This is a genomic window from Mycobacterium sp. AMU20-3851, from assembly GCF_043974665.1.
Taxonomy (GTDB): Bacteria; Actinomycetota; Actinomycetes; order Mycobacteriales; family Mycobacteriaceae; genus Mycobacterium.
Genome location: NZ_CP146371.1, coordinates 2,550,672 through 2,563,122 on the forward strand (window position 1 = coordinate 2,550,672; position 12,451 = coordinate 2,563,122).

A 12,451-nucleotide genomic window follows, 5' to 3' on the forward strand; every position below is an offset into this window, starting at 1 on the left:
GGGAGCATGCTGATCCGGTAGCGTCACCGGTCAGCCGGTGATCACATCCGAAGCCGCGAAATAGCTACGCAGGGAGACGATTGCGCCGTTGTCGTCGAACACCACGGTGTCGATCGGTTGCAGAGACATCGGAGTGTCTCCGACCGTGAACGTGATCGTGAAAACGAAGGCCGCTTCATCGCCGATGACCCGTAGGTGGGTCAGTTCCGTTCGCCGCTCGAGGTTCTCCAACGTGGTGAAAAACTCACGGATGGCCTTCCGGCCGGCGCGGACGGCACTTCCGACGGGATCCTCCACCGTGGCATCCTCGGCGAACAGCGCGACGAGGTCATCCGCGCTGCCCGACTGAAGCAGCGCGACGTACCTCTTGATGGTGTCGGCTGCCGTGTTGTTCGCGTGTGTCGACACGTGCTTTGACCTTCCTGTGGTGACCGCCTGATCAAGCGAGCGTGATGATGACCTTGTCGGCTGCGCCCGGAGTGGAGACACAGCGCAACGCCTCATCGAGATCGTCGAAGTCGAAGGTGTGGCTGATGATCAGCTGGTAGGTCTCCCAGTTCTCGACGATGTCCTTGGTCACTTCGAAGATCTCGGTGGGGTAACCCATCGACCCGACGACAGTCAGCTCGTTGCTCATCACGTTCATCAGGTCGAGGGTGACGGGTTCCTTGTGCACCGCGACCACACCGATCCTGGCGCCACGTTGAGAGAGACCGAAGGCAGAGTTGATCGCCGCCGGCACACCAGCGGCGTCGAGGTAGATGTCCGTTCCCGCCCGGTCGGGCCACATGGAATCACCTGCCCCGTGCAACTCGATCAGTCGCGCCGGCAGATCTTCGACGGCGGAATTGATGACGGCGTCGGCACCGACTTGCAACGCCTTGTCCAGCCGCTCGGACAGAATGTCGGCGACCACGACATGCTTGATGCCGGCCGATTTCAACGAGATCACAATGCCCAGACCGATCGGGCCCGCGCCGAAGACCAGCACCCGGTCGGTGGGTCGCGGTGCCACCTGATTCACCGCGTGCCGGGCCACCGCCATCGGCTCGTTGAGCGCGGCGACCTCGTACGGGATGTGCTCGGGAATGACTTCGAGGCTGTGCCCGCGGACAGCGTTCCTGATCAACAAGAACTCCGCAAGCGCACCGGTAGATCCGCCGTTGCCGATGATGTCGTCAGGGACGGCCATGGGATTGATGACCACGCGGTCGCCGACAACGATGTCGCGGACATTCTCGCCGACTTCGACCACCTCGCCCGCCGGTTCGTGACCGATCGGCATGCTGCCCTGATGCGGCGGCAATCCGCCGATGGAGATGTAGAGGCTGTCCGATCCGCAGATGCCGCAAGCGCGGATCTTGACCAGCACGTCGTCGGGACCTGCTGTCGGGTCGGGCATTTCCAAGATTTCGGTCTTCTCGGGTGCAGTGATGATGGCGGCTCTCACGGTGATACTTCCTTTCTCGTCGATGGCCTGATCAGGAGCTACTACCAGGGGAACTCACAACACGCTGTAACCGCCGTCGACGACAAGCGCCGATCCGGTGGTGTAGGACGCATTGGCACTGCACAGGTACAGGATCGGACTGGCGACCTCCGCCGGCGTGGCGAACCGGCCGAGCGGGATGTGCTCGATCTGCTCCTGCTTGATCTCGGGCACGTAATCCATCGGCGCGGTCATGCGGGTGGCGACGAGTCCGGGAACGACGGCGTTGACCCGGATACCGTCGGTCGCCCATTTCGCCGCCAGATTACGGGTGAGCGACAGCATCCCGGCCTTCGCCGACCCGTATCCCGGAACCACGGGGACGGCCCGAATCGCGGCCATCGAGGCGAACATGACCACGCTCGCGCCACCGTCGGCGTTCGACGCCGCGAGCGCACCGTGCAAACGTTCGGTCAACCGGAACGGCGCCAACAGATTGACTTCGACCGATGCGGTGAACCCTTCCGCGGTGGATTCGTCGAGGCCGCCGGGAAAGTTGGCGCCTGCGTTGTTGACCAAGACGTCCAGTTCGGTAAATGAATCGGCGAGTGCATCGATGCCGGCCGGGTCCGTCAATGACAATCGGCGGTACTGCAGCCCCGACAAGTCGACGTCGTCGTAGTCCTCGGGCTTGGCTCTGGTTCCCGTGATCGTGACGTGCGCGCCGCTGTCCCGGAGCAGCGACGCCGTCGCATGACCGATGCCGCTCGTGCCGCCGGTGACCAGTGCTGTGGCGCCGGTGAAGTCGAAACTTATGCGGTTGGTCATGTCAGTTCCTCGATTCGTTTGCGCAGCCATGCGGTTTCCCAGAAGTTGGCGCTATCGCGCAGCAGTGTCTCGTGTGCGGTGATCAACACCCGTCTGGCCTCCGCATTGTCGGGTTCGGCGTGATGCACGATGTCGGCGAGCCGAATCGCTCGCACGGGTTCGCCCGCGTTCACCAGCGATCGGGCGCGCTCGAGAATGGCCGGTGTTCCGGCGATCTCCAGCAGGTCAGATTCGGTGCGGCGGGGAGTCTCGGCATACAGTTCCGCGGTGGACTGATGGTGGAACCAGCCCGCATAGTTCTCCCAGATTGCCCGGATGTTCCAGCGGACCATGCCGTAGCCCTCGCCCACCTGCAGATCCGGCGGGAGCACCACCTCACGCATGAGGGTGTGGACGTCCTTGCCGGCGTTCATGCCTTCGACGGTGCGATCATGGATGAAGCTCACGGCATCCCGGAGCCGGGTCAACTCCCATTCGATGCGGTCTTTGCCGGTGATCGGGCCGAAGTGTCCGGTGAGCAGCGTTTCGGCACCGAGCGCGCGTACCCGGTCGATGGATTCGATGACGGTGAGCGCATCGCGGTAGCGATCGCCCCGCATCGTGACGAGATTCGGAATGTGGCCGAAGAGCGCCCCGAAAACGTTGCCGCACAAGCAGACACCCTCGTCGGGGAGCCAAACCACCAGGCTGTCGGTGGTCTCGCCGCCGGGGGTGGCGTACAGCTCGATGACGCGGCCACCCAACTCGATGACGAAGTTGTCGTCAAAGGTGATCGTCGGGGTCGGGACACTCTGTGGCGGCACTGTTCCGAATCGCGACGACGTGAGCTCGACCGTGGCCATCACCTTGTCGAGCCAGGCGAAGGACGAGTTCTGCGCGCGAAACGCCGCCAGCAGGTCATTGTCGCGACGCCAGGTCTTCCAATTCGCTTGAGCGACGATCTCACTGTCCGGGTCGGTCACGGAATCGAGGCCCCCGACGTGGTCGACGTGTCCCTGCGTCAGGATGACGTAGCGAATCGGTGCGGGGTCGACGGCGTCGTAGTTGGCGCGGTGCACCGGACCTTCGAAGCCCATACCGGTGTTCAGCACGATCCGTCCGGCGTCGGTGGTCAGCATGAACGAGTTGGACAACCCCGGTGACATCCAGATGCCGGGGCTGACCTCTTGCGCGGGTGCGCCGGCGCCGACGATGTCCTCGGCGCCGGGGCGGCTGAGATACACGGGCTGGTAGGCGCTCACACCTCCTCCCGTACATCGAAGCGGTCGAAGTAGAAGCCGAATCGCTCGCGAACCTGCGCCGGAGATCGTTGAAAATGTCCCTGAAGGTCGTAGCGCAGACTGCCGTGCTTGCCTCGCGGGTTGTCGTCGAGGTAGGAGTGAAAGGCAGCCTTCGCATCTGCGGTCAGCTCGGTGCCGTTCATCGCATATAGCTTGCTCAGGATGTCCATCTCACTGCCGTTGAGGTGATGAAACGAGATGTCCATGCTCTGGTCGGCCGGAACAGAGTCCCGGTCGCGCACGCACGCCCGCAGTAGCTGCTCAATGCGGTCGATCCAGTAGTCGACGAGTCCGTCCGGGTCGATTTCTTTGCGGCGGATGCGATCTCCATAGGCCAGCATGGTGACTGCAGACTGGATGACGGCGACCGGATCGCGATGCGTGAACGCGACGGTGGCATCCGGGAAGGTATGCATCAGCGGCCCGAGTTGTTCACAATGTTGCGGGGACTTCAGTACCCATTGCCGGGGGCCTCTAAGGAATGTCAGCGCCTTTAGAACCGTCTTCAGGTAGGCGTAGTGGGCACGCTGGTCGAGCGTGAGGTAGAAGTCCCGCCACCGCGGCACCCGCGCGTGCCATTCCACGACGTAGCTGGCGAAGTCCAGGTCGAGGAGTTCCACTTCTTCTTCGATGGCCTGGGGGAAGCGGTCATGCATGGCCTGGACGAGCGGTGTCATCATCATCGCGGCTTCGTGTTCGGCGACGCTGCGGGCGAACCGGGGGTCGATGCCGTTGATGTCCGGGCCTTCGCCTCGGTGTGGGAAGGGTTCTTGACTCTCCCAGTACGGCAATGCTCGTCGCCTGGTGTCGGCTGCGATCAGGTTCACCAGATGGGTTGTGCCCGAACGTGGCAATCCGACAACGATAATGGGTTTGTCGATTTCGATGTCGTGGATCTCGGGGTACCGGCGAAGAAGGTCGGTGAGCAGCAACCGCTGTGAGAGCAGTCGCACGATGCGATTGCGCAGGATAAGGCGATTCAGGTTGGTGTTCCCGCTGTCCGAATCGGCGGCGCTGGTATATGCACTCAGGCGCTCCCGGAATCCTTCGTCTCCGAAATCGGTGAGGCCGGTGTTGCCCGCTGCTTCGCGCATCAGCAGTTCGGGATCCAGATCGACCGTGACGCTGTCCAACTGATTGAGGATGTTCTGTTGTTCCACTGTCAGCTTCGGGTTCACCAGATCATCGATGAGCAGCGCGCTTGCCGGCATGGATCCCTCCCGGGTTTAGGAATTGGCGAATATTCGTTATAGGCTCCGAATATATGAACACCAACGTAGATCCGGACGCGCCGCGTGGTCAAGAGCCGTCTCCGCCGACCCGACGCGTAGTCGATGTCGTGGAGCTATTGGCCGAGCATGTCGGCACCCCGTTGTCCCTGGCCGAAATATGCCGTCAACTGCGGATCAGTCGGTCGACAGGGCACGCCATCATGGCCACGTTGTGCGCCTGCGATTGGGCGACGCGTGACCCACTGAATGGGACATTCCTGATTGGCAACGGCTTTCCGAGGCTTCAACTCTCCTCCACACCAATCACTTCCAAGCTTCGCGGCCCACTGCGTGAGTTGTGCTCGGAACTGAATATGGCCGCGTGTATTTCTGAGGTGCGAGGCCGCCACATCGCCGTCATCGATGCGGCGAGTCCCGGCGAGATACGCCCGCACGTCCAAGCCGGCCAGCGGCTGCCCTTTGTCGCACCGTTCGGACGTGAATTCGTGGCATGGGCGCCGCCGGCCGCCACCACAGACTGGATGGAAGCGGCCGGACCCGTCAACGATGTGTACCGTGCGCGAATGCCGAAGGTCCTCAATGAGATTCAGGACCGGGGGTATGGCATCGAGCGGCTCAGCGATCCGCTGCTCAAGGTTTATACGGCGTTACTCGCGCTGGAGGACGGCGGTGAGCCCGGCCCGGTAGCCGTCAGACTGGCGGGTGCTGTCGGCGACCTGACGATCGTCGACGTGCTTCCCGGCGAGTTTGCAGGCATCGAGCAGGTTCCGCTCGCCACGATCTCGGCACCCATTTTTGACCACAGCGGCAAGGTCGTGCTCACGGTGTCGGCGCAACCATATAGGGAGCTGTCTCCAGAAGAGGTACGTGCCGTCGGCGACCAAGTATGCGAGTTCGCTCGGCGTGCTGAATCGATCATCGGAGGTGACACGGCACCTCCGGTCGGTGAGCCGTCCGATCGGCGGATCTGACCACGCAGGTTCGAAAGATGCGACTGGCCCCGGTTCCGTGCGGATCCCGGGGCCAGTGTGTTCGACGCGATGTCAGCTGAGCTGGAACGCGCTGGGCAGCGCCTCTTCCGGGTAGATCGCCGGGCCGCCGAGATCGTAAGCGGCGTTCAGCGCACCGATGAAGGCGGCGTCGTGCAGAGGGGCGCTCGGGATGTCGAGCTTGATCCCCTTCTTGCCCAGATCGTCGACCATCATGTCGATGGCCTTGTCGATCGTCAGGTCATCGGAATGGTCCATGTTCTTCTTGAGCTCGTCGTAATCCTCGAACACCTCGGCCGACCAATGCACCAGGAAGCGCAGCTCGTCGGTGTGGTGCCGGGCGATCACCTTGTCGTCGGTGCGCAGCACCCAGTGCTCGTTGGAATCCGGGTCACCGGCGAAGACGGTGTGGAAGTCCAGACCGGCCGGAACCTGCTGATCCAGCGGGCCGTTCGCCTCGCCGCGGTGTACGAGCATCTCGTTCTGCACCACGACGCCACGGTTGTAGACCGGCGGGAGAATGCGGGCGGGCTGCTTGAGTGGGCCGTCGGGCCAGTAGGTGAAGCCGCTGGTCTCGTCATGCGAGAACCAGGTGATGACCTGCGCCATCTTAATCAGGTAGTCGGCGAACAGACCGGACTTGCCCATCACGCTGACCAGCCAGGTCGGCGCGTTCTCATACCGGACGCCGCGGAAGCTGGGGGAGTCCAGGTGGCCTGGATCGCGGTTGGCGCACGGCCCGTTGATGTTGAACAGCATCATCTGCGGTTTGGCGTACTCGGCACCCCAATACGACTTGGCCTGCGCGAGGAAGTCAGCGTTGTAGAAGCAGTCGTGCAGCTCCGGGTAGAGCACCGTGCCGTAGTTGGCCAGGAAACCGCGGAAGGTGGGAGTGAGGAACAGGTCAAGCGTCGGGGTGACCCCCTCGGGGAACTTGCCGCTCATCGTCGCGATGAGTTCCTCGGGCGACGCGAAGTGCTGCGCGATGATCAGATTCCACGGCGCGTTCTCGCGGACGACGTTCAACAGGCGGTCCCGCTGATCGTCGGTGTACACATTGTCGACCTCACGGGGCGGCGATGCGGGCCGCAGGATGTCGGACAGCTCCATCCGCCGCTCATCGGTGAGCATCACAGGCACTCCTTCTTGATAGATCCGGCGAACTGCACGCCGTTGCTGAGTCCAATTGTGGGTGGCGTCAGCGATGTTCGAACCCACAGTGTCCGGCCATCGGGACGTTGGTCACCCTTGTGTTCGCCGGGTAGCCGCGGTGTTGGGCAACGGGTTGGCGAACTTCGCGCGCAACAGTGCGCCGGTCTCGGCCATCGCCAACCGACCGCGGGCGGTGGCCTCCGACCGCATCAGGAAACCGTGGTAGATGCCCGGATACCGGGTGAGCGTGGTCTGCACGCCGGCATCGCGCAGCCGCGCGGCATAGCGTTCACCCCAGTCGTAGATGGGATCGAGTTCGGCGGTGACCACGATCGCCTGCGGCAGACCGGTGAGGTCGGCCGCGTAGGCAGGCACCCGACGGATATCGTGCGGCGACCCCGCGCCGAGATCTGCGAGCTCGTGCAGGAAGACGATGTCGTCGTGCACCAGCATGGGCGCATCGTGGTTTCCCACCACCGACGGAGCGGCCATGTCGCGGTCCACTCCCGGATACAGCAACACCTGGGCGAACAACTGGGGTCCGCCGTCGCCGCGCACCGCCAGCGCCACCGCCGCGGCGACCCCGCCACCGGCGCTGTCGCCGCACACGACGATCCTGTCGTGATCGAGCCCCAACGAATCAGATTCGGCGGCAACCCAATTGGTAACCGACAGCGCGTCCTCGAACTGGGCGGGCGGGGGGTTCTCGGGTGCCAGCCGGTAGTCGACGGCGACGACGACGGCCCCGCTGGCCGCCGCCAACGCCCGCGCCATTGGCTCGAACGAGTGGTTCGAACCCATCACCAGGCCGCCGCCGTGCAGATGAATGATCACCGGCTGCGGGTCATCGGCGGCGGTGGGGCGGTAGATCCGCACCGGGATCGGGCCGCCCGGTCCGGTCACCTCGGTATCGGCGATGTCGGCCATCTTCGGCATATCCGCCGGTGGCGGCGCCGATTCCAGGGAGTCGCGGACCGCCTGTAGTCCGCGCTCCCGGATCGGCGTCGGTGGTCCGAACGCCGCCACACGGGCGGCGGCGTCGGAGTCGAGCGTGGGTCGGTACGAGCTGGGCATCCGGCGCCGTTTCAGTGCTGGGCCGGATCGAAGCGTTGCGTGGTGCGCAGCTTCGGGGCGGCCAGAGTGGTCAAGGTGTTGGCGCGCTCGGCCATCGCCGAACCGACGTATTCCGGCTGGGTCAGCAGATAGAACGCATCCTGTGCGGACTGATCGAACACCACCTCGGCCGCCTCGTCGGGATCCATTGCGGCGGCTTTGATGTCCAGCATCGCCGCGCGCTGGGACTCGGCCGCCGCCACCGCGGTGCCCGCCGCGGCGGAGTCCACCCCACCGGCGGCTTCGAAGATGTTCGACTTCACCGCGCCCGGCAGCACCGCCTGCACGCGGATGACATCGCTGTGCCCGGCCAACTCGACCTCCAGCCGCAGGCACTCCGTCATCGCCAGCACCGCATGCTTGCTCACGATGTAGGGCGCCTGCAACGGCACGCTGGCGACCCCGCCGATGGACGACAGGTTCCACACCCAGGCGGGGGTGGCGGCGGCGATCATCTTGGGCAGGAACGCCCGCACACCGTAGAACACGCCACTGACGTTGATGTCCATCACCCGGTTCCAGTTGGCCACCGGGGTGTCCCACAGGTAACCGAACTGTTCGACGCCCGCGTTGTTCACCAGTAGCCGTACCGGCCCGATATCGCGGTAGACCTGTTCGGCCAACTCGACCATCGCCTCGGCGTCGCGCACATCGCACACCTTGACGTGTGCCGTCCCGCCGTCGGCGACCAACTCGTCGCACAGCACTGTAGCCGAGCGCTCGTCGACGTCGACCAACACAACGGTCATGCCGAGGCGGTGGGCGTGCCGGGCCAGGCCGGCACCGATACCGGCGCCGGCCCCGGTGATGACGGCTACCCCGCCACCGAAGATTTCGCGTGCGTCAGCAGCACCCACGGTCAGGCGTTCGTCGCGGCGAGCTTGGCCCGGTGCTCGGCGAACGGGATGGAATCCTCGGCATCGAGTACGACCGTCATCGAGCTGAGCACCAGCGCGTCACCCGCCCGGCGAATGGCGACATCCACCACGCCGGAGGACACGTCGAACGGCACGTTGTTGGTGACCTGGTTGACGTAGAGGTAGAAGCGCACCAGGGTGGACTCGCCGTCGGTGCCGGTGCGGAAGATGTTGGTGGCGTGATGCCGCAGCGGGTAGGGGTTCTCGTCGCGGTGCTGGGTCAGCCACGCGAGCACCTCGGTGCCGCCCTTCAGTTCGGCGGCCAACAACTCCTCGAACGGGCACTGCCCGGAATCGGACCGGCTCAGATACTGCATATCGTCGGCGATGTAGGTGGCGAGCACATCGAACTGGCCCTGGTCGTAGTGGTACCAGAAACTGGCGATGAACTCTTGGACTTCCGGCAGCGTGATCTGGGTGGTCATGCCATCGAGTCAACCGTTGTCGGGTGACCGCCGACACGGCCGTGACCGGTCAGTGGAACACCAAACACTCCCGGCTCAGTCAGCGATCAGCGGCCACAGTCCCGCGGCACCGGCCGACACGGCGGCCCTGGTCACCGCCTCGTCCCAGTGCGTCACCGAGCCGTACTCCGAGCGCCATGCCAGGGCGGCCCTGGTGTATTCGTGCAGCCGGTGCTCGACGGTGGTGCCGATGGCACCGTGCGCCTGATGGGCGTTGCGCACCACCACCGACGCGGCGTGCCCGGCGCACGACCGTGCCACCGCCACCAGGAATGCGAGATTGGCGGCCGTCCAGTCACTGGTGATCGCGACGTTGAGGGCGGCCTCGGTGGCCGCCCGCGCCAGCGCCGCCTCGGCGGCGATATCGGCGACCATGTGCTGGATCGCCTGGAACTTCGACAGTGAACGCCCGAACTGCACCCGTGCGGAGGTGTGTTCGATGGTGAGATCCAGCGCGGTGTCCAGCGCGGCGCAGACTTGAATCGAGCGCACCAGAGCCGATTTCAACCGCAGTTGCTCGACCAGCGCATCGTCGATGGCACGGCTGCCGGCCTCCAGCACCGCGATATCGGCGGCGACGGTGTCGCGCGGTTCGCCGATCATGTTGGTCGCGGCGGTGATGGTCAGCGTCGCCGCGTCGACATCGGCGACCCGGTGCCCGTCTCCGTCACCGAAGACCACGACGATGCGCCCGGCGGCCTGCGCCCACGGCACCCTGGTGGCAATGCCGGCCGCGTCGAGCACGCAGACCGTGCGAAGCGCATCGTCGGAAGGCAGTCCGGCCGCCTCGAGCAGCCAGCAGGCCAGCAGGTCGTGTTCGGCGAGGGGGACGCGCACACCATGGCGGGCGGCCGCGGAGACCAGCTCGGCGGCCTCCGCCCAGCCCGCACCGCTGCCGCCGCGGTCCGCCGACCCGGTCAGCCGCACCAGCCCCAATTCGTCCAGGCTGGACCATAATTCGGTGTCATGACCCACCGTGGCGGTGGCCTCATGGCCCTTGCGGTGGGCCGCAAACACCGCATCCATCATCTCGATCAGATCGGGGTCGACGGCGGTGGCCACGCGGTTGGCCTGGTAGCCGGTCTCCGAGATCGTCATCGCATCCCCAATCCACGCGCGATCACACCGCGCAGTACCTCGGTCGTTCCGCCACGCAGGGTGAAGCCGGGCCGCTGATCGACCGCCATGGCGACCAATTGACGCAATTGCGGATCGACGGCCGTGTCGTCGCCGACGCACAGATCGGCGAAATCGGCGATGTCCCCCTCGGTGCAGGTGCCCAGCAGCTTGGCCACCGCGGCGGGCACATCGGCGGGCTCGTGACGTTCCAGCGCCCCGGCCACCGCGGTCGACATCTGATGCAGCCCCGCCACCCGGGCCACCAACCGGCCCAGTTCCGCGTCCGGCGAGAGCTGGTGCTGCGCCATGCTTTCAGCGACAGCGCTCAGCACCGGGAAGGTGGACAACACACGTTCGGGTCCGCTGCGTTCGAAGGCCAGCTCCGAGGTGACCTGTCGCCACCCGTCGCCGATCTCACCGAACACCATGTCCTCGGCGACGAACGCCCCATCGAGGATCACCTCGTTGAAGTGGTGCCCACCGTTCATCGAGATGATGGGGCGCACCTGTACGCCGGGCCCGTCGAAGCGGACGATGAACTGGCTCAACCCGGCGTGCCGGTGGGCGGGGTCGACGGGGGCGGTGCGGGCCAACACGATGAAGGCGTGGCCGCGATGGGCACCCGAGGTCCACACCTTGGTGCCCGACAGGGACCAGCCGCCGTCGACCGGGGTGGCCTTGGTGCGCACGCTGGCCAGGTCGGATCCCGAGTCCGGTTCGCTCATCCCGATACCGAAGAAGCACTCGCCTGCGGCGATCTTCGGCAGGAACTCCCGTTTCTGGGTTTCGGTGCCGTTCTTGAGCAGTGCAGGCACGATCTGGCGGTCGGCGATCCAGTGCGCGGCCACCGGGGCGCCGGCGGCCAGCAGTTCCTCGGTGACGACGAACCGTTCGATGTGCGAACGGCCATGGCCGCCGTACTCTTCGGGGACCGTCATACCCAGGTAGCCGTGGGCGGCCAGCGCCGTGGTGAACGCCTCATCCCATGCGCACAGCCAGGCGTCGACCGACGGGACGAAGGACCCGGCGGCCAACTGCTCGGCCAGGAAGTCGCGGACCTCGGCGCGCAACGCCGCGGTGCCGGCGAGGTCGGTGCTCGCCGGCGGAACCAGTCGGGACCGTGCCATCAGGCGCTCCGCCAACGTGCGATGCGCTGCCGATGCTCGGTGTCGGCGTGCGCCAACGGCTGCATGGCGGCGGCCATCGCCAACGTGGATTCCAGTGAGCCGGTGCGGGATTCCTGGAGCAGCCGCTTGGCCATCCGCAGCGAGTGCGACGGATTCTTGGCGATCCGGTCGGCGAGCTCGTTGGCGACGGTCAGCAGATCGTCGTGCGGGACGACGCGACTCACCAGACCCCAATCCAGCGCGGTCACGGCGTCGATGCGGTCACCGGTGAAGGTCATCTCGGCGGCCCGCTCGTAACCGACGGCGCGCTGCAGGAACCAGCTGCCGCCGTCACCTGGGATCAGGCCCAGCTGCACGAAACTCTCGGCGAACGACGCGCGTTCGGAGGCGATCCGGATATCGCACATCATGGCCAGGTCGCAGCCCGCCCCGATGGCGGCACCGTTGACGGCGGCGATCAACGGGACCTCGAGCCGGCCCAGTGCGCGCGGAATCCGCTGGATGCCGTCGACATAGGCGTACCGCTGTTCGATCGGCGCGAGGCCGAACATGCCCTGGCCGTCGGCCATCTCCTTGACGTTGCCGCCCGCGGAGAAGATCTTGCCCTCGGCGGTGAGGATGACCGCACGCAGCGCGGTGTCGGCGTTGGCCTGTTCGGCCGCCGCCTCGAACGCCGCGATGACGTCCTTGCCGGTGATCGCGTTGCCCTGCTCGGGGCGGTTGATGGTCCAGGTCTGCACCGACCCGTTGGTGGTGATGCGGAGCGGCTCGGTGGTTACCGACATGACAGGTCTCCAGGCT

At 65.5% G+C, this 12,451-nt stretch carries 13 protein-coding genes; 1 reads left to right on the forward strand and 12 read right to left on the reverse strand.

The window, feature by feature from the left end; translation table 11 throughout:
- Window positions 1-30: 30 nt before the first annotated feature.
- The 5 genes from V4U86_RS12200 to V4U86_RS12220 all read right to left on the reverse strand — a co-directional run bounded on the left by V4U86_RS12200 (window position 31) and on the right by V4U86_RS12220 (window position 4,748).
- On the reverse strand, window positions 31-408 hold the full coding sequence (locus V4U86_RS12200; protein WP_395311457.1) for a nuclear transport factor 2 family protein: 378 nt from the start codon (window positions 406-408) through the stop codon (window positions 31-33).
- A gap of 31 nt (window positions 409-439) precedes the next feature.
- Window positions 440-1,402 carry a zinc-dependent alcohol dehydrogenase gene (locus V4U86_RS12205; protein ID WP_395312019.1) on the reverse strand — a complete coding sequence of 321 codons (963 nt, stop codon included), beginning with the start codon at window positions 1,400-1,402 and terminating at the stop codon, window positions 440-442.
- A 102-nt stretch (window positions 1,403-1,504) separates the two neighbouring features.
- Window positions 1,505-2,257 (reverse strand): SDR family NAD(P)-dependent oxidoreductase, encoded by a 753-nt coding sequence (locus V4U86_RS12210; protein ID WP_395311458.1) that lies wholly within the window; start codon window positions 2,255-2,257, stop codon window positions 1,505-1,507.
- Window positions 2,254-3,498, reverse strand: a complete 1,245-nt coding sequence (locus V4U86_RS12215) for an alkyl sulfatase dimerization domain-containing protein (protein ID WP_395311459.1) — start codon at window positions 3,496-3,498, stop codon at window positions 2,254-2,256. Before V4U86_RS12215 ends, V4U86_RS12210 begins: the two co-directional genes overlap by 4 nt.
- Window positions 3,495-4,748 (reverse strand): sulfotransferase family protein, encoded by a 1,254-nt coding sequence (locus V4U86_RS12220; protein ID WP_395311460.1) that lies wholly within the window; start codon window positions 4,746-4,748, stop codon window positions 3,495-3,497. The genes V4U86_RS12215 and V4U86_RS12220 overlap by 4 nt, the downstream gene beginning before the upstream one ends.
- 53 nt (window positions 4,749-4,801) lie before the next feature.
- On the opposite strand from V4U86_RS12220, the gene V4U86_RS12225 reads away from it, so the two are divergent.
- On the forward strand, window positions 4,802-5,740 hold the full coding sequence (locus V4U86_RS12225; RefSeq protein ID WP_395311461.1) for an IclR family transcriptional regulator: 939 nt from the start codon (window positions 4,802-4,804) through the stop codon (window positions 5,738-5,740).
- A 72-nt stretch (window positions 5,741-5,812) separates the two neighbouring features.
- On the opposite strand, the gene V4U86_RS12230 is transcribed toward V4U86_RS12225, so the two are convergent.
- From V4U86_RS12230 to V4U86_RS12260, 7 genes are all read right to left on the reverse strand, one after another.
- Entirely contained in the window at window positions 5,813-6,889 is a 1,077-nt protein-coding gene (locus V4U86_RS12230) for a hypothetical protein (protein WP_395312020.1), read from the reverse strand.
- A gap of 111 nt (window positions 6,890-7,000) precedes the next feature.
- Complete coding sequence (locus V4U86_RS12235; protein ID WP_395311462.1) at window positions 7,001-7,984, reverse strand: alpha/beta hydrolase; 984 nt, start codon at window positions 7,982-7,984, stop codon at window positions 7,001-7,003.
- Window positions 7,985-7,995: 11 nt separating this feature from the next.
- Window positions 7,996-8,880, reverse strand: a complete 885-nt coding sequence (locus V4U86_RS12240) for an SDR family oxidoreductase (protein WP_395311463.1) — start codon at window positions 8,878-8,880, stop codon at window positions 7,996-7,998.
- A 2-nt stretch (window positions 8,881-8,882) separates the two neighbouring features.
- Window positions 8,883-9,365 (reverse strand): polyketide cyclase, encoded by a 483-nt coding sequence (locus tag V4U86_RS12245; protein ID WP_395311464.1) that lies wholly within the window; start codon window positions 9,363-9,365, stop codon window positions 8,883-8,885.
- 75 nt (window positions 9,366-9,440) lie between these two features.
- Window positions 9,441-10,502, reverse strand: a complete 1,062-nt coding sequence (locus V4U86_RS12250) for an acyl-CoA dehydrogenase family protein (RefSeq protein WP_395311465.1) — start codon at window positions 10,500-10,502, stop codon at window positions 9,441-9,443.
- On the reverse strand, window positions 10,499-11,650 hold the full coding sequence (locus tag V4U86_RS12255) for an acyl-CoA dehydrogenase family protein (protein ID WP_395311466.1): 1,152 nt from the start codon (window positions 11,648-11,650) through the stop codon (window positions 10,499-10,501). Before V4U86_RS12255 ends, V4U86_RS12250 begins: the two co-directional genes overlap by 4 nt.
- Window positions 11,650-12,435: a crotonase/enoyl-CoA hydratase family protein gene (locus V4U86_RS12260; protein WP_395311467.1), complete on the reverse strand. Its 786-nt coding sequence runs from the start codon at window positions 12,433-12,435 to the stop codon at window positions 11,650-11,652. Before V4U86_RS12260 ends, V4U86_RS12255 begins: the two co-directional genes overlap by 1 nt.
- Window positions 12,436-12,451: the final 16 nt, after the last annotated feature.